Genomic DNA, 19,682 nt, shown 5'->3' with positions numbered 1-19,682 from the left:
GGTCCGCCGCCGAAGGTGAAATCCGTATCTTGCGGGCAGTCGCCGGACCACCTCCCACCTCCGCCGCCCCAGCCGCTCGGCCCCATACGTCACTTGACGTCACCAGTACGACTATTCGCTCTTCCCGGACGGACCGGGCGCCGCGCCCTAGGCTCGGAACCGCGTGATCTTGCCTCCGGCCCCGAGGAGCGCGATGACCGACAGCCAGCCGCAGCAGCCCACCGACCCGCCGCTGGGCGAAACCGCCCCAGCCCCCGCCCTCCTGCTCTGCGGTGCCCGCCTCGCCGACGGCCGCACCGTCGACGTGCGCCTGGCCGGAGCGCGCATCGAGGCCGTCGGCACCGCCGGCAGCCTCCACGAGGGCACCCGTGTCGACCTCGGTGGCTACCTCCTGCTGCCCGCCCCCGCCGAACCGCACGCCCACCTCGACACCGCCCTGACCGCCGGCTCCGCCGGACCGCCCTCGTACGACGCCGAGGACGTGCAGCGGCGGGTCACCGAGGGCGCCCTCCACCAGCTCGGCCACGGCGCGACCGCGGTCCGCACGCACATCCGCATCGGCGACGTACAGGGGCTGCGCGCCCTGGAGGCGGCGCTGCAGGCCCGGCGCGCCCTGCGCGGCCTGGTCGACGTGCAGACCGTGGCCGTGCCCCGGGTGCTCACCGGGCCCGCCGGCGCGGACGGCCTCGCCGTGCTCCGCGACGCCCTCAAGATGGGCGCCGACGTGGTGGGCGGCTGCCCCGACCTCGACCCCGACCCGGGCGGGTACGCCGAGGCCGTGCTCGCCGTCGCCGCCGAGTTCGGCCTCCCCGTCGACCTGCACACCGACGCCGCCGACCCGGCCCGGCTCTCCCGGCTCGCCGCGATGGCGGGAGGACTGCGCCCCGGCGTCGCCCTCGGCCCCTGCGGCGGCCTGACCCGGCTCCCGTACGACACGACCGTCCGCCTGGCGGGGCAGCTCGCCGCCGCCGGGGTCTCGCTGACCGCCCTCCCGCAGGGCGGCTGCGGGGCCCTGGAGTCGCTGCGCCGCGGCGGCACCGCGCCGGTGCGCACCCTGCGGGCGGCCGGCGTCCGGATCGCCGCGGGCAGCGGCGCGCTGCGCGACCTGACCAACCCCGTCGGCCGCGGCGACCCCTTGGAGGCCGCCTTCCTGCTCGCCTCCCACGGCGAGTGCGCCCCCGGGGAGGCCTACGAGACGGTGAGCCGGGACGCCCGCGCCGTCATGGGGCTGCCCGAGGTGCGGGTGGAGGCGGGCTTCCCCGCCGAGTTGCTCGCGGTACGGGCCGACCGGCTGGAGAGCGCGCTCTCGCTCGCGTACAGCCGGATCGTCATCCACCGGGGGCGGGTCGTCTCCCGGACCAGCGCGGTACGCGAGTACACCGACACCCTGGCGCTCGACCTGCCGCGTCAGTCGAGGAGCCGCCGTGACCCGGCATGAACGGCGCGCCGGGCGTAGCGTCGGTGGCATGCGCACTGTGATCGCTGGTGGACATGGACAGATCGCGCTGCGGCTGGAGCGGCTGCTCGCCGCGCGCGAGGACGAGGTGGCGGGCATCATCCGCGCGCCGGAACAGGCCGAGGACCTGCGCGAGGCCGGCGCCGAGCCGATCGTGCTCGACCTGGAGTCGGCATCGGTGGACGAGGTGGCCCAGGCGCTGGCCGGCGCCGGCGCGGTCGTCTTCGCGGCGGGCGCGGGGCCGGGCAGCGGCGCCGCCCGCAAGGAGACCGTCGACCGGGACGCCGCCGTGCTGCTGGCCGACGCGGCGGAACGCGCGGGCGTACGCCGCTACCTGATGGTCTCCGCCATGGGGGCCGACGCCGGGTCCCGCCCAGGCACCGACGAGGTCTTCACCGCCTACCTGCGCGCCAAGGGCGCCGCCGACGCCGAGGTGCGCCGCCGCACCGCCCTGGAATGGACGATCGTCCGCCCCGGCCGGCTGACCGACGACCCGGGCACGGGGCGGGTCCGGCTCGCCGCTTCCACCGGGCGCGGTTCCGTGACCCGTGACGACGTCGCGGCGGTCCTGGCGGAGTTGCTCGACACGCCCTCGACGGCGGGGCTCACCCTGGAACTGATCGAGGGTCACACCCCGGTGTCGGTCGCGGTGAAGGACGTCGCCGGCAACTGAACGGCAACCCGGGCGGGGCGGAGGCCGGTGGAGGACGTCCGGGAGGACATGGCCTGGTGGGCCCTGGCGCCGAGTTCGCCTCCGGGCTGAGACGGGCGGATTCCGCGGGGCGCGGGATGCGGGCGCGGGCGGACGGGTAGAGGGGGAACGGCCGAGATGCGATCAGTCCGGCTCTGGGCTGCACTTGATCGCATCGGGACGGCCAGCGCCATCCCCCTGACGTCACGGAGAGACCATGCCGATGAAGCCCCCGGCACCCCCGTTCACCCGCGAGACCGCGATCGAGAAGGTCCGCCTCGCGGAGGACGCCTGGAACAGCCGCGACCCCGAGAAGGTGTCCCTCGCCTACACACCCGACAGCCGGTGGCGCAACCGCGGCGAGTTCGTCCACGGGCGGGAGGAGATCGTCGCGTTCCTCACCCGCAAGTGGACCAGGGAGCAGGAGTACCGGCTCATCAAGGAGCTCTGGGCCTTCGACGGCAACCGCATCGCGGTCCGCTTCGCCTACGAGTGCCACGACGACTCCGGCAACTGGTACCGCTCGTACGGCAACGAGAACTGGGAGTTCGACGACGAGGGCCTGATGCGCGTACGGCTGGCCAGCATCAACGACACCCCGATCGCCGAGTCGGAGCGCGCGTACCACTGGCCGCTCGGACGGCGGCCCGACGATCATCCCGGTCTGTCCGACCTCGGATTCTGAGCGGCCCGCGCCTGCCGCCGCAGCTCCACGCGGGCCGCGGGCGACCGGCCGGGGCCAGTGCGCCAGTACGGGTGCCAGAACAGCCGGCAGGAGAGCCAGAGCAGACGTCGTCGCAGGATCGCCGCATGGGCGGGCTCCGCGGCGAGTTGCGCGTAGGTGCGGTGCCATTCGCGCTGCGCCTGCACCAGATCGGGCGGGAACACGGTGTTGGCCATGCACAGGATTCAATCATGTGTTCGATTTTCTCGGCACGCCTCACACGTCACTCGTAGGGGTGAGCTTGCCGCGGCGCCCGCGTCGGACGTCCGGTGACCCCGGGGCTCCCTTGCGCCCCGGGGTCACCGGGCAGGTGCACCCCCGGTACGGGGGCCCGGCCTACAGGTTCAGGACGACGAGGGCCCCCACGCCGCCCAGGGCCAGTGCGACGGCGGCATCGGCCCAGCCGCCCCTCCCCCAGCGGAAGTACCGGTCCAGCGCGAGCCGCCCGGGGCCGATGGCGGCGATCCCGAGGGCGACGACGGTGATGGCCAGGTTGTACTCGATGCCGCCCTGCTCGTCCCACAGCCCGCGGGCACCGGTCACCGTGACCATGGCGTTGATCATCACGCCGATGAGCGCCGCCGCGGCGAGCGGTGTGAACAGGCCCAGCGCCAGGCCCGCACCGCCCAGGAACTCCGAGGCACCGCCGATGGCGGCGAAGACCTTCCCCGGCGAGTAGCCCATCATCTCGAAATCCTTGCCGGTGCTGGTGAGCCCCTGGCCGCCGAACCATCCGAAGAGCTTCTGGAGCCCGTGCCCCGCCATCAGGACACCGAAGGTCAGCCGGATCAGCAGCAGGCCGCAGTCACCGGCGCTCACCCGCGGGTGCGCCGGTACGGCGTCCTCTGCCTGCGGCTGAACGCGCAATCGCTCGGCTATGTAGTTCATGGGCAAACCTCTTCTGCCCCCGAGGCCCCGGCGGGCGGCGTCGGCCGCCCGTAGGACTCCGGCAGAGCGTGTCGGTGCAGTCACCGCGGATCACACAGCCATCCCTCCTCCCTCAGCAGGAGGTACGCGACAGCTCTGTGCCACGTTCAACCACTTTCCCCTCTTTCGCGCATCTCATCCCGAAATGCCGGAAGTACCGGGCGGTACCGATGCCCACCAGTGGCCGGCGGTGGCCTCGCGTCCCTCAGAGCCGCAGGCGCGGCGCCTCGTCGTCCGGGGTGTCCGGACTCGCGAAGTGGAAGCGGACCGAGAGGACGGAGGCCAGGGCCCGGCCTGCCCGGTCGGCGGCGACCGCCGAGGGGTGGCGCCGACCCGGGTCCCTCTCCTCGCCCAGGTACCGCACCGCGGTGCCCCAATGGATCGTGGCCAGATGGTGCTCGCCGGCGGGATCCGCGGTGATCGCCAGCAGCTCCACGAACCAGTCGTGCACGGTGTCGCCGTCCCACACCGCCTCGATCGCGACGACACGGCCGGGGAGACCGGCGGCGCGGGCGTGGAGGGATTCCGTGTCGAGGGGGCTGTCGGGGGTGCGGGCGATCCGGTCGCCGTGGTGGTCGTAGCGTTCGCCCACCACGATCTGGGCCTCGCGGAGCCCGAGGCCACGGGCCCGGCCGGCCTCGAAGACGACCCGTACCGCGCGGAGCAGGCTGTCCTGCAGGACATACCCGTCGACCTGTTCCCGGACCCCGGCCGGCAGCATCTCCCACCATTCGGACGCGGTCGTGCCTGCCATTCCCGGCCCCTCTCACCTGCGGCCCACGCGACGGGGCCTGCCGGACGCCACCGTACGGTGCGACCGCAACCGGCCCCTTCCCGAGGGAAGTTGCGCGGCCGTGCAACCCTCCGCGCGCATTCGGGAGTACCTACGAATGGACGTCCAAGCGGCGGCCACCGCATCCGGTGGCCACCGCAGGCCGGCGCGCGGGCCCACGCGCCGGCCGTCAAGGACCGCCCGGCGCGGTGCCGGGTGGCGGCTTCGAAGGAGAAATGCTCCGTGGCTCTCAGTTTTGCCAGGAAGGCAGGCGTGGCGGCCGCCGCGGCGGTCGCGATCGGCGCGATGTCGCTCGGCGCCTCCGCCATGGCGGCGCCGTCGGCCCCGTCCGCCCCGGCCGCGCACCGCGCCGGCGCACCCGCCGCCGTGGCCGCGAAGGCGGTCGCCGCGCCCGGGAAGCAGGCGCCCCAGGTCGTCACGCAGCTGATCGGCAAGGGCCGGGTGGACGGCAAGCGCTGGTCGGTGGCGCTGGAGTTCCACCGGACGCTGCCGGAGGGCTACGACCTTCCTACGTCCCCCGACGGCACCACCGCCCCCGGCACGGCGCTGCTGTGCCAGCGCATGTACATCGACGGGGTCCGCATCGACCACCAGGGCGGCCCCTGGTCCGACTGCCAGCCCGTGACCGGCGCCCACGACCCCGCCGGCAGCGGCAGCATGGGCCTGTGGGGTTTCCAGGACAAGGGCACCACCGGCTCCCGCCTCATGGTCTCCAACCCCGAGGCCGCCATCGCGTACGGCGTCGTCGAGCTCACCGACGGCACCCGTCTGAAGGCCGCCACGGTCACCGTCCCCGGCACCGACTACCGTGCCTGGGCCGTCGCCATACCCGACGGCAGGACCATCGCCGCCGTCGACCAGTACGACAGCCACCACCACCGCCTCAGCCACGACACCTACTGGCGTTGATCCCGGGAAGAAGGACGGGCACCTCCTGCCGTGCAGCCACGTGACCACCGAGCCGAGGGCAGCGAACCGGACGCGGAGTTCACCCGGTTCGTCGCCGCCCGCTGGCGCGCCCTGACGCACACCGCGTACCTGCTCACCGGGGACTTCCACGAAGCGGAAGACCTGGTGCAGTCGACGCTGGCCAAGGTGTACCCGCACTGGGGGCGGTTGCGGCCCGAGCACGCGGAGCACTACGTGCGGCGGGCGCTGGTCAACACCAACCGCAGCCGGCACCGCCGCCGCAGGATCGCCCACCTCCTCCTCCCGTCACTGCCCGACACCCGCCCCGCCCCCGAGGACGGGGCGGGTGTCGGCGGCGTGGACGGGTACGACGCCCTGGCCCACCTGCTCGCCGGACTGCCCGAGCGGCAGCGGGCGGTCGTCGTGCTGCGCTACTGCGAGGACCTGTCCGCGGAGGAAGTGGCGGACGTCCTCGGGTGCTCGGTCGGCACCGTGAAGAGCCAGGCCTCCCGGGCCCTGGACAAACTGCGCGACCGGGCGACCCTCGCCCGTCTTCACCCGTCAAGCCGCCCCGCAGAGGCACGATGACTCCCGACCACGACCGCCACCCCGCCCAAGAGGACTGGCTGCGCGACGCCTTCGCCCGGTCGCGCGACGCCTACCCCGCCTCCCAGGCCCCCGTCGACCGGATCCTGGCCACCGCGCGGGCGCGCAGGAAGCGCCACCGCGCGGCGGTCGCCGTCGGCGCCGTGGCCGGTGCCGCCTGCGTCCTCGCCGTCGCCGTGGCGGTCTCGATCCAGGGGGCCCGCCCCTCCGCCGGCCCCGCGGACCGTTCCTCCCCGGCGGCCAGCCCGACCGCCACCGCGACGCCCGGCCCCCTCACCGTCCGGGTGGCCGGCGGCACGACCGGCGGCGCCCCCTGGTCGGTGGCGCTGGAGTTCCACCGGACGCTGCCGCGGGGCTACCGCCTCCCCACCCTCCCCGACGGCACCACCGCCCCCGGCACGGCGCTGCTGTGCCAGCGCATGTACATCGGCGGCATCCGCATCGACCACCAGGGCGGCCCCTGGTCCGACTGCCAGCCCGTCACCGGCGCCCACGACCCCGCCGGCAGCGGCAGCATGGGCCTGTGGGGCCTGCACGACAAGGGCACCACCGGCTCCCGCCTCATGGTCTCCAACCCCGAGGCCGCCGTCGCCTACGGCATCGTCGAGCTCACCGACGGCACCCACCTCAAGGCCACCACCGTCACCCTCCCCGGCGCCGACTACCGCGCCTGGGCCGTCGCGATCCCCGACGGCAGGACCGTCGCCACCGTCGACCAGTACGACGCCCACCACCACCGCCTCACCCACGACACCGACTGGCGCTGACCCCGGGAGGAGGGACTCGTCGCACGGCCGGTGTCACATACCGTCCCGCCGCCCTGTCGTCATGGACGAAGAGCACACCGACCACGGAAGGTGGGGGTTCCTCATCATGGGCGTCGAACGGTCGCAGCAGGCCGAAGGCCACCTCCGTACCGACCACCCGGCCCGGCACCTGGCACGTCGGCGTACGAAGCTCGGCGTCGCAGCCGTCGTCGTGCTGGTCGTCGTCGCCCACCTGGGCCTGGGCGGGCTGCTGCTGGCGTCCGGACCCTGGAAGCACTGGGCCGTCGGCGCCCTCGTGGCCGTCGTCCTGGCCAAGGCCGTCTTCCTGCTCCTACGCCACGGCAGAAACCGTGGAAACCGAACTCCGAGGCGTACAACCAAGCGCGTTCCTCACCAGTCCTGATCGTCGGCGGTGCCGTCATGCCGCCGAGGACCAGGAGCGAAGGAACGCATGAACCGACCCAGAGGCGCGACGGTCGCCACGGCCGCCACCGTCGTGCTCGCCACCGCGGGCGGCCTGCTCACCGCGGCCACGCCCGCTTCCGCCGCCGTGACCTGCACGTCGCCGGTCTTCAAGCGGACGTTCTACGCGAACACCACATTTTCCGGGACACCCAGGCACACGGACTGCGACTCCGCGATCGACCAGAACTGGGGCACCGGCGCGCCCTACAAGGGGCTGCCGGTCAACAACTTCGGCGTCCGCTGGTCCACCACGCGCGACTTCGGTTCCGGTGGGCCCTTCACATTCACCGCTTCCTCCCGCGACGGCATCCGCGTGTACCTCGACGGCGTCCGCAAGGTCGACCTGTGGAAGAACGTGTCGTCCACCGTGCGCAGGACCGCCAACGTCACCGTCCCTTCCGGCAAGCACACCCTGCGCGTCGACTTCGTCAACTGGACGGGCGCGGCCAACGTCACGTTCGGCTACGCCCCCCGCACGTCGGCGACGGTCGACAAGGTCAAGCCCCTCGTCCCGGCCGGGACCACCGTCGCCTACAGCGCGAACACCGCGTCCACGAAGGTCGGCTGGGCCAGGAACAAGGAGATGGACCTCGCCGGGTACCGCGTGTACCGCCGTCTGAAGGGCGCCTCCTACCCCTCGAAGCCGATCGCCACGACGACCTCCACCTCGTACACCGACACGACCGTCCCGAAGGACGGCAACGTCTACTACTACGAGGTCCGCGCCTACGACAAGGTCGGGAACACCTCGTCGGGCACCGCCGACCTCGGCATCACGACCGTCGACAGCGCCGCCCCCGCCGCCCCGAAGGGCGTCGAGGAGAACTGGGCCATGGGCTACCCCAGCACCATCACCCTGTACTGGGACAGCAACTCCGAACCCGACCTGGCCGGCTACCGCGTCTACCGCTCGACGTCCCTGCCGGTCGCCCTCACCCCGGAGAACCGGGTGACCGGCGACGCCTTGTCGCACGGCGGCTACACGGGGCCGCTGCCGCAGACCGGCGACATCCACTACTACGTGGTCACCGCCGTCGACACGCACGGCAACGAGTCGGCGGCCTCCAAGGCGGCGATGTACTACACCCGCGACCTGACGGGTCCGGTCGACACCGCACTCAACGCGCGTGGCCGGGAGGACGAGGCAGGCGTCACGCTGACCTGGGACCCCTCCGAGCGGACCAGCGACGACTTCGCGGGCTACACCGTCATCCGGTACGCCAATCCGCGCGGTACCGGGGGCCCGCGGGAGGTGGTCGGGACGGGGGTCGAGGGCACCACGTTCACGGACCCGGCGCCGCCGCCCGGCGCCACCTACTACTACGGGGTGGTCGCGGTCGACCACGCGGGCAACGGGGGTACCCCGTCCCAGGAGGTCGTCGTCACCGTCTCCGGGAACACGACGGCTCCGGCCCCGGTCACCGGCCTGACCGCCGGCCCCAAGGAGAACGGCGTCACCCTCTCCTGGGACGCCGACACCGCACCGGGCCTCGACCACTACCGCGTGCTGCGCGGCACGTTCGCCGACGGGCGGTGGACGTACGCCCCGCTGATCGACCCCTGGACCCTGCGGCCGCGGGAGATCAAGGCGACGACCTTCCACGACCGGACGGCGGCCGACGGCCAACGGATCCGCTACGCGGTCGTCTCCGTCGACCAGTACGGCAACCAGCTCACCCCCGACACCGGCGCGACCGTCACCGAGGTCACCGAACTCGACCTCCGCCCCACCGCCCCACCGGCGACCGGCGCCCCGATCTACTTGAACAGCAACGAGACCGGCTCCCTCCACTGGTTCCTCACCGACGACAGGAACGCCAACGGCAGCCCGGTGACGGCCTTCACCGTGAGCCGATGGAACCGCCAGAGCGGGAGCTTCGACGTGCTCGCCACGGAGCCCAAGGGCAACTCGACCGACTGGCACTGGTCCGACCGCACCCAGCCGGCCGCCACCACGGTCTACTACCGCGTCACGGTCCTCTACGCGGACGGCACGGAATCGGGCGCGTCCGAGGTCGCCGCCCTGAGCTACTGACCCCGCCCGCGCCGGCGGCGACAGCCGGGAAGGGGGCCGGAAGTGAGTTTCCGGTCCCCTTCCACCGGGTCGTCGTCCGCCGGTACGGGAGCCCGCGCTGCGAAAATCCGGCGTCGGCGAGCTCATCTCGTGCCACGATCGGCGCATGTGGAGCGTCACGGAGGTGCACGAGCGGCTCCAGGCGCCGGCCGAAGCCGGCCCCGGCCGTCGGCGATTCGGTGCGGCACGTCACCGCTACCTGCTCGACCCGCCGGTCACGGCATCCCGAATGGCTCGCTTCGAGCGGGAGCACGGGACAAGCCTTCCTCCTTCTTACCGCGCCCTCATCACGGCAGTGGGAAGCGGGGGCGGGGGGGCCTTGCCACGGGCTGTTCCGGTTCGGCAGTGAAGTGTGGGCACGCCCGCCCATGCGCACGGGTGGCGGGTGCCTCTCGGCCCCTGCTGCCCGTGCGCTGCCCGTGACCAAGCGGCTCTATTCGCGCCTACTCGGCGTCGTCTTCCGAGCGCACCCAAGCCAACTGGGCGTCGCTCAGCAGAGGGACGAACCCCTCAGGGAACATCAGCATGAGCGGCTGCGGCCACATGTTCTCAGCCCCGTGCAGCTCGCAGCGCAGTTCGATGAGGTGTGGACCTTCCCCGCATGCCTCGTGCCAGTAGACCTGGTCGTGAGCCTGGCAGAAGTACCGAAAGCGTGAGCACTCGTCTTCCTCGGCGGGGTCGTAAAAGGCGGGATCACGGACTACCTGGGTCACCGGTTCCTGTCGATTGAACCGAGGAATCGGCCGAGGATCACACCACAACAATCGAGAGGGGAGCACGCGCCCATCTTGACGCAGCCCCGGAGCCCAGCCTCCCGCGCGGTGTCCGTCAGACCCGCCCAGCGCGCTGTCAGCTGACGTCGTCGTCGAAGAACGAATCCGCGATCCTGATCAAGTCTTCTTCGGTCAGCTGGGGCGGACGCCAGTGCAGGCGCCGCGCATGCCGGACAAACTCATCACTCAGGGCAACGTGGTAGCGCTCAACGTAGTGGGCGAGGTCCGTATGCCAAAACCGCTGCCCATCGGTGAGCAGGCTCAGGCCGTCGATGAAAGCGCGGTCGGGACTGAGAACGTCATACACAGCGCTCGTGGTGACAGCCAGGACCGCCCCACTGCGGAGGTACCGCACGAGATCGTCCTCGTACTCCTCGCCCCGTTCCCGCACCGCATCGTGTAGTGAAGCACCGTTCGCCGCGCCGTGCTGGAGCTCACGGAACGCTCCCAGGAACTGGCCCTCTTGAGGTCGTTGGCTGCCCACTGGCCGGAGCCTAGCCCCCACGGCGCTGCCCAGTGCTTTCGCCCGCCGTCCCATGGATGCCCCACACCCGCAGGTCGGGGCCTGGATTCCCGTCCACGCCCCGTCCACAGCTGCTGGTAGAGAGCGTGTAGGAACGGGACGGAGCGAGACAGCGGCCCGCCATCGGCGAAGTAAAAAAGAACAGCCCCTGGTCTGCGTTTCCGCAGCTCAGGGGCTGTGTTTCCACTGTGGCGGCGCCAGGATTCGAACCTGGGTAGGCTAAGCCGACGGATTTACAGTCCGCTCCCATTGGCCACTCGGGCACACCGCCTGGGAAGTGTCTCCGCGGGCCGCTTGTGTGCGGTCCCCGTGGCGACGTCGTAAACAATACCCGATGCGCGGGGGTGCTTCGCCACCCTATTGATCAGCGCTTCGGGCGGGTCCGGTGGCTAGGCTTGCGGGGGCGGCCCGCAGGCGGGTCGCGGACCTGACGGATCAGAGCCAAGGAGCCAACAGAAGATGGCCGACTCCAGTTTCGACATCGTCTCGAAGGTCGAGCGGCAGGAGGTCGACAACGCCCTCAACCAGGCCGCCAAGGAGATCTCGCAGCGCTACGACTTCAAGAACGTCGGCGCGTCGATCTCGTGGTCCGGGGACAAGATCCTGATGCAGGCCAACTCCGAGGAGCGGGTCAAGGCCATCCTGGACGTCTTCGAGACCAAGCTGGTCAAGCGGGGGATCTCGCTGAAGTCGCTGGACGCGGGCGAGCCCCAGCTGTCCGGCAAGGAGTACAAGATCTTCGCGACCATCGAGGAAGGCATCTCGCAGGAGAACGCCAAGAAGGTCGCCAAGATCATCCGTGATGAGGGGCCCAAGGGCATCAAGGCGCAGGTCCAGGGCGAGGAGCTGCGCGTCACCTCCAAGAGCCGGGACGACCTGCAGGCCGTCATCGCGCTGCTGAAGGGCAAGGACCTCGACTTCGCGCTGCAGTTCGTGAACTACCGCTGAGCGAGGTCTTGCCGAGGTCCCGGCCGGGAGCAGGCGGCCGGGGCCTTTGCCACGCGCACGACGGGGCGCATTCGGAGGGTGCCGCCCGGGAAGCCGCCGCAGGTGCGTAGTGTCTTCCTGTTAGGTCTCCCCGGGACCGCCCCGCCCGTCGACGGCGGACCTGGGGCAGCGTCTCGAGGATGGAGCCGGGCATGCAAAGCCGCACCGCTTTGGTCGAGGACCTGATGAGCCGCTTCCCGCACGTCCCCCGCGAGGCGGTCATCAAGGAGGACCTGCTGCGCGGCGGGATCGCGTTCGACGAATCCGCGCTCAGCGGCAACGAGGACGGCGACGTCAAGCCGAAGTCGTACTTCATCTTCTCCTTCGACCACCGCACCCTCCCCGAGCTGGGGGCCGCCGCGCTGAAGCGGCCGCCGGAGGAGATCGTGCTCACCGGCGGGCCGTACGACCTGCGCCGCACGGTGGTGTCGGTGCGGGTGAACCCGGCCTCGCCGTACCGCGTGCGGGCGGGCGGGCGGGGTGTGCTCGGCCTCTACCTCGACGGGGTGCGCATCGCGGACGTCGGACTGCCGCCGATGCCGGCGTACTACCGGCACACCCTGGAGAACGGCAAGTCGGTGATGGAGGTCGCGCCGACGATCCAGTGGGGCTACCTGATCTACCTGACGGTCTTCCGCGTGTGCCAGTACTTCGGCGCCAAGGAGGAGTGCCAGTACTGCGACATCAACCACAACTGGCGCCAGCACAAGGCGGCCGGGCGCCCCTACACGGGTGTGAAGCCGGTCGAGGAGGTGCTGGAGGCGCTGGAGATCATCGACAAGTACGACGAGACGAAGTCCTCCACCGCGTACACCCTCACCGGTGGGGCGATCACCTCCAAGGTCGCCGGGCGGGACGAGGCGGACTTCTACGGCCACTACGCGAAGGCCATCGAGGAGCGCTTCCCCGGCCGCTGGATCGGCAAGGTCGTCGCGCAGGCGCTGCCCAAGGAGGACGTGCAGCGCTTCAAGGACTACGGCGTGCAGATCTACCACCCCAACTACGAGGTGTGGGACCGCCGTCTGTTCGAGCTGTACTGCCCCGGCAAGGAGCGTTACGTCGGCCGGGACGAGTGGCACCGCCGCATCCTGGACTCGGCGGAGATCTTCGGCCCGCGCAACGTGATCCCCAACTTCGTGGCGGGCGTGGAGATGGCCGAGCCGTTCGGCTTCGGCAGCGTCGGGGAGGCGATCGACTCCACGGCGGAGGGCCTGCGCTTCTTCATGTCGCGCGGCATCACACCGCGCTTCACCACCTGGTGCCCGGAGCCGACGACCCCGCTGGGCAAGGCGAACCCGGAGGGCGCGCCGCTGGAGTACCACATCCGCCTGCTGGACGTGTACCGCGCGACGCTGGAGGAGTACGGGCTGAGCTCGCCGCCCGGGTACGGCCCGGCCGGCCCCGGCAACGCGGTGTTCTCGGTGAGCTCGTTCATGGACAGCCTGCCGGCGTCGGCGCCCGTCGGAGTGAGCTGAGTGCCGACCCTGCTGATCGTGCATCACACGCCGTCGCCGAACCTGCAGGCGATGTTCGAGGCGGTGGTCGCCGGCGCGACCACCGACGAGATCGAGGGCGTGGACGTCGTGCGGCGGGCCGCCCTCGCGGCGACCGCCTCCGACGTGCTCGCGGCGGACGGCTACCTGCTGGGCACGACGGCGAACCTCGGCTACATGTCGGGGGCGCTCAAGCACTTCTTCGACCAGGTCTACTACCCGTGCCTGGACGGCACGCGCGGCCGCCCGTTCGGCTACTACGTGCACGGCGGCAACGACGTGACGGGGACGGTGCGGGGGATCCGGTCGATCACCACGGGCCTGGGCTGGGAGCAGGCGGCGGCCGAGGTGACGGTCACCGGGGAGCCTTCCAAGGCCGATCTGCAGGCCTGCTGGGAGCTGGGCGCGACCCTGGCCGCGGGGTTGGCGGACTGACCGCGCGGGCCCGGCGCCGACGTGCCGGGCCCATGCCCCCGTCCTACCGTGGAGGTGGAGAGAGGGGGCAGCTCCGATGGCACCCCGGGTCCTGGACGACGCGACCCTGGACGTCCTGCGCTCCGGCTTCGCGGGCGAGGTCGTCGCACCGGGCGACCCGTCGTACGACGAGAGCCGCACGCTCTTCAACGCCATGATCGACCGCAGGCCGTCCGTGATCACCCTGTGCGAGTCGGTGGAGGACGTCGCCGCGGCGATCCGCTTCGGACGTGAGCGCGGGCTGGAGGTCGCCGTCCGGGGCGGCGGGCACAGTGTCGCCGGGAATGCCCTGACGGACGGCGGCATCGTCGTCGACCTGCGGCGCATGCACGCGGTCGTCGTCGACCCGCAGGCGCGCACGGCGCGGGTCGGCGGGGGCGCCACGATGAGCCACCTGGACCGGGCGACGCAGCCGTACGACCTGGTCACCACCGGGGGGCGGGTGTCCACCACGGGCGTGGGCGGCTTCACCCTCGGGGGCGGATCGGGGTGGCTGGAGCGCGCGTTCGGGCTGGCCTGCGACAACCTGGTGGAAGTCGAGCTGATGACGGCGGACGGCACCATGGTGCGGGCCACCGAGGACGAGAACCCGGAGTTGTTCTGGGCGCTGCACGGGGGCGGCGGCAACTTCGGCGTCGCCACCTCGCTCACGCTGCGGCTGCACCCGCTGCCCGCGGTCACCATGGCCCTGCTGCTGTGGCCGCCGGACGCCGGCCCCGAGGTGCTGCGCGCCTACCGCACCCTGCTGGCGTCGGCGCCGGACGAGATGGGCGGGGGTCTGCTCTTCCTGACCGGGCCTGCGGAGGAGTTCGTGCCGGAGCACCTGGTGGGCGCGCTCACCTGCGCCGTCCTGGTGACGTACGCGGGCACCGGGGACGCGGCGCGCGAGGTGCTGGACCCGCTGCTCGCGCTCGGCCCCCAGGGCCGCCTGGTGACGGAGCTGCCGTACGCGGACCTGCAGTCCATGTTCGACGACCCGCCGGGCTACCGGAACCACTGGTCGGCGGAGTACCTGGACGACTTCCCCGACGAGGCCGTGGACCGCTTCTGCGCCCGGGCCCGGGACATGGTGGTCCCCTCCCCCTCCCAGCACGTGCTGTTCCCCGTGGGCGGCGCCGTGGCGCGCCCTTCCGCCGACTACCCGCTGCCCTGGCGCCGGGCGCCGTGGGTCGTGCACCCGTTCGGCCTGTGGGCGGACCCGGCGGACGACGAGCGGGCCCGGCGGTGGGCGCACGGCATCCGCGCCGACATGCGGCAGTGGTCCTCCGGGGCGGTCTACCTCAACTTCATCGGCGACGAGGGCGAGGGCCGCGTGATCGCCGGGTTCGGCGCGCACAACCTGGGGCGGCTGGCCCGGGTGAAGAGGGAGTACGACCCGCAGAACGTCTTCCGGCTCAACCACAACATCGAGCCGGACTGACCCCGGCCGGGGTCGGCGGCTCAGCGGGTGGCGTACGGGGCGTCGACGGGGACGATCTCGCGGCCGAGCGGCACCAGGGAGATCGGCACCATCTTGAAGTTCGCGATGCCGAACGGGATGCCGATGATCGTCAGGCAGAAGCCGATGCCCGCGAGCACGTGCCCGATGGCGAGCCAGATCCCCGCGAAGATCAGCCAGATGATGTTCCCGAGCAGCGACCCGACGCCCGCGTCGCGGCGTTCCACCGTGGTGCGGCCGAAGGGCCACAGCACGTAGTTGGCGATCCTCAGGGACGCGATCCCCCAGGGGATGGTGATGATGAAGATGAACATCAGCAGGCCCAGCAGGGCGTAGCCGATGGCCATCCACAGGCCCCAGATGATCAGCCACACGACGTTCAGGACGATGTTGACCGCCTTCATTGCCCAAGCCTCCCATGCGTCCGGGGGCCCCGCCCGTCAGGAGGACGGGAGCCGCCGCTCCGTCAGCCGTCCCCCACAGGGCCCGTACCCGCGGGCGGGCCGGGCCGCACGTGGGCGTCAGCGGCGGTGGCCGGCCATCTCCTCGAGGCGGGCGATGCGCTCGCCCATCGGAGGGTGGGTCGAGAAGAGCTTGGACACGTCGCCGGGGCGGAACGGGTTGGCGATCATGAGGTGGCTGGTGGTCTCCAGCCGGGGTTCGGGCGGCAGCGGGGCGCGCCTGGTGCCCGTCTCCAGCTTGCGCAACGCCGAGGCGAGGGCGAGCGGGTCGCCGGTGAGGCGGGCGCCGGAGGCGTCGGCCTCGTACTCGCGGGAGCGGCTGACGGCGAGCTGGATGAGGGAGGCGGCGACCGGACCGAGGATCATCATCAGGAGCAGGCCGAACAGGCCCGGGCCCTCGTCGTCGTCGGAGCGTCCGATGGGGATCAGCCAGGCGAAGTTGACGAGGAACATCACCACGGAGGCCAGGGCACCGGCGACGGACGAGATGAGGATGTCGCGGTTGTAGACGTGGCTCAGCTCGTGGCCGATGACGCCGCGCAGCTCGCGCTCGTCGAGGAGGCGCAGGATGCCCTCGGTGCAGCACACGGCGGCGTTGCGCGGGTTGCGGCCGGTGGCGAAGGCGTTGGGGGCCTCGGTCGGGGAGATGTAGAGCCGCGGCATGGGCTGCCGGGCGGAGGTGGAGAGTTCGCGCACCATGCGGTACAGCGCCGGCGCCTCGAACTCGCTGACGGGGCGGGCGCGCATGGAGCGCAGTGCGATCTTGTCGCTGTTCCAGTAGGCGTAGGCGTTGGTCCCGAGGGCTACGACGAGTGCGACGATCAGTCCCGTACGGCCGAAGAAACTGCCGATGACCAGGATGAGAGCCGACATTCCGCCCAGGAGCGCGGCGGTCTTCAGGCCGTTGTGCCGGCGGTGCACGGTACACCCTCCAAGGTGTGCATCAGGAGGACCTTCTCTCCTCGTCCAAGGAGAACCTCCCGTAGGGGCCAACGCCACCGGAGGGGCGTTAGTTCCCTTGTGCACCTTCTTCCGGGTGCTCAGAGCAGGGTGTCGGAGGCGAAGCGGAGGATGAGCTGGGGTGCGCCGGACAGGACGATCCCGACGACGGCGGTGAGCGCGATGGCCGCGCTGAGCGGGCGCGGCGTGCCGGCCGGGCGGGCGGTGGCGGCCGGTTCCGTCCCGGGCTTCGCGAAGAGCAGGACCGTCCACCGAAGGTAGTAGACGAGTGCGATGACGACGTTGACGGCCATGACGGCGGCCAGCCAGCCGAGGTCCGCGTCGACGGCCGAGGAGAAGACGGCGACCTTGGCGAACAGGCCGATGACGCCGGGCGGCAGGCCGGCCAGGCAGAGCAGGAAGAAGGCCATGGCCATTGCGGCGAGCGGGTGGCCGCTGTGGAGGCCGCGGTAGTCGGTGAGCCGGTTCTGCGGCGCGGTGCGGCCGACGAGCGCGGCCACGCCGAAGGCGCCGAGGTTCACCGCGCCGTACATCAGCGCGTACGCGAGGGTGGTGCCGACCTGGCGGTCGGGGTCGGTGTACGCCGCGGCGGCGATCGGGACCAGCAGGTAGCCCGCCTGGCCGATGGACGACCAGGCCAGCAGGCGGACCGCGCTGCGCGGGCGGTCGGGGCGCTGCACCAGGGCGGCGACGTTGCCGACGGTCATGGTGAGGGCGGCCAGGACGGCGACGGCGGGGCCCCAGACGTGCGCGTACGGCCGGAAGGCGACGACGGTGATGAGGATGAGGCCGGCGAACCCGGCGGCCTTGCCGACGACCGACAGGTAGCCGGCGACCGGGAGCGGGGCGCCGGTGTAGGTGTCGGGCACCCAGAAGTGGAAGGGTGCGACGGCGAGCTTGAAGGCGAAGCCGACGACGGTGAGGGCGGCGCCGGCCGCGGCGAGGGTGTCCAGGCGGGGGTCGACGCCCTGCAGTCCCTTGGCCATGGCCTCCAGGTGGAGCGTGCCGGTGGCGGCGTAGACGAAGCTGACGCCCAGCAGGGTGACGGCGGTCGCGGCGACCGAGGACAGGAAGAACTTCAGGGCCGCCTCGCTCGACAGCCGGTCGCCGCGGCGCAGGCCGACCAGGGCGAACGACGGGAGTGTGGTCACCTCCAGGGCGATCACGAGGGTCGCCAGGTCGCGGGAGGCGGGCAGCAGCGCGGCGCCGGAGGCCGAGGAGAGCAGCAGGAACCAGAACTCGCCGGCCGGCAGCTCGTCGAGGGTGTGCACCGACAGCAGGGCGGCGACGAGCGCTCCGGCCAGGACCAGCAGCTGCACGACGAGCGTGAAGTGGTCGGCGACGTAGGAGCAGTCGGCGGGGCTGCCGACGAGGCAGAAGGTGGTGCGGTCGCCGTCGAGCAGCGGCAGCAGGCTCAGCCCGGCCAGCACGAGGCCGGCGAGGGTGATCCCCACCAGCGGCTGCTTGCGGCCGTCGGGCAGGAAGAGGTCGGCGACCAGCACGATGAGCGCGGCCGCCGCCACGATGCCGGGCGGGGCGATCGCGGCCCAGTCGACCGACTGGACGACGGAGGTGGCGAGGGTGCTCATCAGCTGCCTCCGAGCAGGGTGCGCACGGCCGGGTCGGTGAGGCCGAGCAGGGCGGCGGGCCAGAGGCCCGCGAGGACGGTCAGGACGACCAGCGGGGTCCAGGCCGCGAACTCGTAGCCCCGGACGTCGGCGAGGGCCGGCGCGGCGTGGACGGTGTCGCGTTCGCCCATGCAGACGCGGCGCACGACGAGGAGGAGGTACGCGGCGGTGAGCAGGGTGCCGAAGGCCGCGACCGCGGTGAAGACGAGGTAGGCGCCGCGGTCCAGGCCCGGGGCGGGCTTGAAGGAGCCGAACATCGCCAGCATCTCGCCCCAGAAGCCGGCCAGGCCCGGCAGGCCGAGGGAGGCGACGGCCGCGAAGGCCAGCAGGCCGCCCATGCGGGGGGCCTTGCCGTACAGCGCGGCGCCGGTCTGCCCGGCGAGGCCGTCGAGGTCGGTGGTGCCGTAGCGGTCCTTGAGGGCGCCGACCAGGAAGAAGAGCAGGCCGGTGATGAGTCCGTGGGCGATGTTGGCGAAGAGCGCGCCGTTGACGCCGGTGGTGGTCAGGCTGGCGATGCCGAGCAGCACGAAGCCCATGTGGCCGACGGAGCTGTACGCGATGAGGCGCTTGAGGTCGCCGCCGGCGCCGCGGCGGGCCAGGGCCAGGCAGGCCAGCGACCCGTAGACGATGCCGACGACCCCGAAGGCGGCCAGGTAGGGCGCGAAGGTCTGCATGCCCTCGGGGGCGATCGGCAGCAGGATCCGCACGAAGCCGTACGTGCCCATCTTGAGCAGGACGCCGGCCAGGAGCACCGAGCCGACCGTGGGGGCGGCGGTGTGGGCGTCGGGGAGCCAGCTGTGCAGCGGCCACATCGGGGTCTTGACGGCGAGACCGAGGCCGATGGCGAGGACGGCGACCAGTTGCGTGGAGTGACTGAGAGCTGCTCCGGGGCCACTGTCAGTGGCGAGTGCCACCATGTCGAATGTGCCCGCCTTCAGCCCGATGAGGAGCAGGCCGAGCAGCATGATCACGGAGCCGAGCAGTGTGTAGAGGATGAAACGGAGGGCGGACTTCTCCCGGTTCTCGCCGCCCCAGCGGGCGATGAGGAAGTACATCGGGATGAGGACCGTCTCGAAGGCCAGGAAGAAGAGCAGCAGGTCGAGCACGGCGAAGGTGGCGAGCGTGCCCGTCTCCAGGAGGAGCAGGAGCGCCACGAAGGCCTTCGGGGAAGGGCCCGCGGGCATCTTGAAGTAGCTGTAGAGCGCGCAGAGGAAGGTCAGCAGCGCGCTCAGGACGAAGAGGGGGAGGCTGATGCCGTCGATGCCGAGGTGGATGCGGATGCCGAGGGCCGGGATCCAGCCGATGTCGGTGCTCGCCTGCATCGTCGCGGGGTGGTCGTGGTCGAAGCCCACGGCGAGGACGATGCTCAGGGCGAGGACGAGACCGGTGACGGTGACGCCGTGGCGCAGCACGGCCTGGTCGGGGTCCTTCCCCCGCAGACCGGGCGGGGGCGGCAGCAGGGCCGCCGCGGCGCCGAGCAGCGGCAGGACGACGGCGGCCGCGAGGACGTACTGGAGGACGGTGTCGTTCACG

The 19,682-nt window shown here is 72.0% G+C and carries 21 protein-coding genes and 1 tRNA gene; 12 read left to right on the top strand and 10 right to left on the bottom strand.

Annotated elements, in window-relative coordinates; translation table 11 throughout:
• The first annotated feature begins 193 nt into the window (after positions 1–193).
• From ACFV3E_RS08540 to ACFV3E_RS08530, 3 genes are all read left to right on the top strand, one after another.
• Positions 194–1,438 carry an amidohydrolase family protein gene (locus tag ACFV3E_RS08540; protein WP_500534061.1) on the top strand — a complete coding sequence of 415 codons (1,245 nt, stop codon included), beginning with the start codon at positions 194–196 and terminating at the stop codon, positions 1,436–1,438.
• Positions 1,439–1,466: 28 nt separating this feature from the next.
• The gene (locus ACFV3E_RS08535; RefSeq protein WP_500534060.1) at positions 1,467–2,129 is read left to right on the top strand and encodes an NAD(P)H-binding protein; all 663 of its coding nucleotides are present in this window, start codon (positions 1,467–1,469) and stop codon (positions 2,127–2,129) included.
• A 235-nt stretch (positions 2,130–2,364) separates the two neighbouring features.
• Complete coding sequence (locus ACFV3E_RS08530) at positions 2,365–2,832, top strand: nuclear transport factor 2 family protein (protein WP_500367204.1); 468 nt, start codon at positions 2,365–2,367, stop codon at positions 2,830–2,832.
• Here ACFV3E_RS08530 and ACFV3E_RS08525 read toward each other — a convergent pair.
• The 3 genes from ACFV3E_RS08525 to ACFV3E_RS08515 all read right to left on the bottom strand — a co-directional run bounded on the left by ACFV3E_RS08525 (position 2,802) and on the right by ACFV3E_RS08515 (position 4,552).
• A complete protein-coding gene (locus ACFV3E_RS08525) occupies positions 2,802–3,047 on the bottom strand; it encodes a DUF8825 domain-containing protein (protein WP_500534059.1) in 246 nt (81 codons plus the stop codon). The two genes, ACFV3E_RS08530 and ACFV3E_RS08525, sit on opposite strands and share 31 nt — an antisense overlap.
• A 160-nt stretch (positions 3,048–3,207) precedes the next feature.
• Positions 3,208–3,759, bottom strand: a complete 552-nt coding sequence (locus tag ACFV3E_RS08520; protein ID WP_500534058.1) for a DoxX family protein — start codon at positions 3,757–3,759, stop codon at positions 3,208–3,210.
• 244 nt (positions 3,760–4,003) lie between these two features.
• Entirely contained in the window at positions 4,004–4,552 is a 549-nt protein-coding gene (locus ACFV3E_RS08515) for a hypothetical protein (protein ID WP_500534057.1), read from the bottom strand.
• 261 nt (positions 4,553–4,813) lie between these two features.
• Between ACFV3E_RS08515 and ACFV3E_RS08510 the strand changes: the two genes are divergently transcribed.
• The 5 genes from ACFV3E_RS08510 (at position 4,814) to ACFV3E_RS08490 (ending at position 9,373) form a co-directional block, all read left to right on the top strand.
• The gene (locus tag ACFV3E_RS08510) at positions 4,814–5,500 is read left to right on the top strand and encodes a hypothetical protein (RefSeq protein ID WP_500534056.1); all 687 of its coding nucleotides are present in this window, start codon (positions 4,814–4,816) and stop codon (positions 5,498–5,500) included.
• Between the two features lie 30 nt (positions 5,501–5,530).
• Positions 5,531–6,088 (top strand): SigE family RNA polymerase sigma factor, encoded by a 558-nt coding sequence (locus ACFV3E_RS08505; RefSeq protein ID WP_500534055.1) that lies wholly within the window; start codon positions 5,531–5,533, stop codon positions 6,086–6,088.
• The gene (locus ACFV3E_RS08500) at positions 6,085–6,873 is read left to right on the top strand and encodes a hypothetical protein (RefSeq protein ID WP_500534054.1); all 789 of its coding nucleotides are present in this window, start codon (positions 6,085–6,087) and stop codon (positions 6,871–6,873) included. The genes ACFV3E_RS08505 and ACFV3E_RS08500 overlap by 4 nt, the downstream gene beginning before the upstream one ends.
• Positions 6,874–6,934: 61 nt before the next feature.
• Positions 6,935–7,276 carry a hypothetical protein gene (locus tag ACFV3E_RS08495; RefSeq protein ID WP_500534053.1) on the top strand — a complete coding sequence of 114 codons (342 nt, stop codon included), beginning with the start codon at positions 6,935–6,937 and terminating at the stop codon, positions 7,274–7,276.
• Between the two features lie 48 nt (positions 7,277–7,324).
• On the top strand, positions 7,325–9,373 hold the full coding sequence (locus tag ACFV3E_RS08490; protein WP_500534052.1) for a PA14 domain-containing protein: 2,049 nt from the start codon (positions 7,325–7,327) through the stop codon (positions 9,371–9,373).
• 482 nt (positions 9,374–9,855) lie between these two features.
• Here ACFV3E_RS08490 and ACFV3E_RS08485 read toward each other — a convergent pair whose 3' ends face one another.
• The 3 genes from ACFV3E_RS08485 to ACFV3E_RS08475 form a co-directional block, all read right to left on the bottom strand.
• Entirely contained in the window at positions 9,856–10,125 is a 270-nt protein-coding gene (locus tag ACFV3E_RS08485) for a hypothetical protein (protein ID WP_500534051.1), read from the bottom strand.
• A gap of 136 nt (positions 10,126–10,261) precedes the next feature.
• Positions 10,262–10,669, bottom strand: coding sequence for a hypothetical protein (locus ACFV3E_RS08480; RefSeq protein WP_500534050.1), 408 nt, complete (start codon positions 10,667–10,669; stop codon positions 10,262–10,264).
• Between the two features lie 228 nt (positions 10,670–10,897).
• Positions 10,898–10,979 (bottom strand) — tRNA-Tyr (locus ACFV3E_RS08475).
• 188 nt (positions 10,980–11,167) lie between these two features.
• Between ACFV3E_RS08475 and ACFV3E_RS08470 the strand changes: the two genes are divergently transcribed.
• The 4 genes from ACFV3E_RS08470 (at position 11,168) to ACFV3E_RS08455 (ending at position 15,082) form a co-directional block, all read left to right on the top strand.
• Entirely contained in the window at positions 11,168–11,656 is a 489-nt protein-coding gene (locus ACFV3E_RS08470) for a YajQ family cyclic di-GMP-binding protein (RefSeq protein ID WP_018558836.1), read from the top strand.
• A 191-nt stretch (positions 11,657–11,847) separates the two neighbouring features.
• Positions 11,848–13,170 (top strand): radical SAM protein, encoded by a 1,323-nt coding sequence (locus ACFV3E_RS08465; RefSeq protein WP_499513372.1) that lies wholly within the window; start codon positions 11,848–11,850, stop codon positions 13,168–13,170.
• Entirely contained in the window at positions 13,171–13,623 is a 453-nt protein-coding gene (locus ACFV3E_RS08460) for a flavodoxin family protein (RefSeq protein WP_499513371.1), read from the top strand.
• Positions 13,624–13,699: 76 nt separating this feature from the next.
• Positions 13,700–15,082: an FAD-binding oxidoreductase gene (locus ACFV3E_RS08455; protein ID WP_500534049.1), complete on the top strand. Its 1,383-nt coding sequence runs from the start codon at positions 13,700–13,702 to the stop codon at positions 15,080–15,082.
• A 20-nt stretch (positions 15,083–15,102) separates the two neighbouring features.
• Here ACFV3E_RS08455 and ACFV3E_RS08450 read toward each other — a convergent pair whose 3' ends face one another.
• The 4 genes from ACFV3E_RS08450 to ACFV3E_RS08435 all read right to left on the bottom strand — a co-directional run bounded on the left by ACFV3E_RS08450 (position 15,103) and on the right by ACFV3E_RS08435 (position 19,681).
• Positions 15,103–15,504 carry a YccF domain-containing protein gene (locus tag ACFV3E_RS08450; RefSeq protein ID WP_500338470.1) on the bottom strand — a complete coding sequence of 134 codons (402 nt, stop codon included), beginning with the start codon at positions 15,502–15,504 and terminating at the stop codon, positions 15,103–15,105.
• A 117-nt stretch (positions 15,505–15,621) separates the two neighbouring features.
• On the bottom strand, positions 15,622–16,482 hold the full coding sequence (gene htpX, locus ACFV3E_RS08445; RefSeq protein ID WP_500534048.1) for a zinc metalloprotease HtpX: 861 nt from the start codon (positions 16,480–16,482) through the stop codon (positions 15,622–15,624).
• Between the two features lie 119 nt (positions 16,483–16,601).
• On the bottom strand, positions 16,602–18,110 hold the full coding sequence (locus tag ACFV3E_RS08440; protein ID WP_500534047.1) for an NADH-quinone oxidoreductase subunit N: 1,509 nt from the start codon (positions 18,108–18,110) through the stop codon (positions 16,602–16,604).
• Positions 18,110–19,681: a complex I subunit 4 family protein gene (locus tag ACFV3E_RS08435; RefSeq protein ID WP_500534046.1), complete on the bottom strand. Its 1,572-nt coding sequence runs from the start codon at positions 19,679–19,681 to the stop codon at positions 18,110–18,112. The genes ACFV3E_RS08440 and ACFV3E_RS08435 overlap by 1 nt, the downstream gene beginning before the upstream one ends.
• Between the last annotated feature and the right edge of the window lies 1 nt (position 19,682).

It is taken from the genome of Streptomyces sp. NPDC059718 (assembly GCF_042733315.1).
GTDB lineage: Bacteria > Actinomycetota > Actinomycetes > Streptomycetales > Streptomycetaceae > Actinacidiphila.
This window is presented reverse-complemented; position numbering and strand designations above follow the sequence as displayed.

Coding starts and splice junctions, on each gene's coding strand:
- ACFV3E_RS08470 (WP_018558836.1), top strand. CDS start 11,168: ATGGCCGACTCCAGTTTCGACATCGTCTCGAAGGTCGAGCGGCAGGAG.
- ACFV3E_RS08535 (WP_500534060.1), top strand. CDS start 1,467: ATGCGCACTGTGATCGCTGGTGGACATGGACAGATCGCGCTGCGGCTG.
- ACFV3E_RS08455 (WP_500534049.1), top strand. CDS start 13,700: ATGGCACCCCGGGTCCTGGACGACGCGACCCTGGACGTCCTGCGCTCC.
- ACFV3E_RS08515 (WP_500534057.1), bottom strand. CDS start 4,552: ATGGCAGGCACGACCGCGTCCGAATGGTGGGAGATGCTGCCGGCCGGG.
- ACFV3E_RS08500 (WP_500534054.1), top strand. CDS start 6,085: ATGACTCCCGACCACGACCGCCACCCCGCCCAAGAGGACTGGCTGCGC.
- ACFV3E_RS08495 (WP_500534053.1), top strand. CDS start 6,935: ATGGACGAAGAGCACACCGACCACGGAAGGTGGGGGTTCCTCATCATG.
- ACFV3E_RS08465 (WP_499513372.1), top strand. CDS start 11,848: ATGCAAAGCCGCACCGCTTTGGTCGAGGACCTGATGAGCCGCTTCCCG.
- ACFV3E_RS08450 (WP_500338470.1), bottom strand. CDS start 15,504: ATGAAGGCGGTCAACATCGTCCTGAACGTCGTGTGGCTGATCATCTGG.
- ACFV3E_RS08530 (WP_500367204.1), top strand. CDS start 2,365: ATGCCGATGAAGCCCCCGGCACCCCCGTTCACCCGCGAGACCGCGATC.
- ACFV3E_RS08525 (WP_500534059.1), bottom strand. CDS start 3,047: ATGGCCAACACCGTGTTCCCGCCCGATCTGGTGCAGGCGCAGCGCGAA.
- ACFV3E_RS08490 (WP_500534052.1), top strand. CDS start 7,325: ATGAACCGACCCAGAGGCGCGACGGTCGCCACGGCCGCCACCGTCGTG.
- ACFV3E_RS08440 (WP_500534047.1), bottom strand. CDS start 18,110: ATGAGCACCCTCGCCACCTCCGTCGTCCAGTCGGTCGACTGGGCCGCG.
- ACFV3E_RS08520 (WP_500534058.1), bottom strand. CDS start 3,759: ATGAACTACATAGCCGAGCGATTGCGCGTTCAGCCGCAGGCAGAGGAC.
- ACFV3E_RS08540 (WP_500534061.1), top strand. CDS start 194: ATGACCGACAGCCAGCCGCAGCAGCCCACCGACCCGCCGCTGGGCGAA.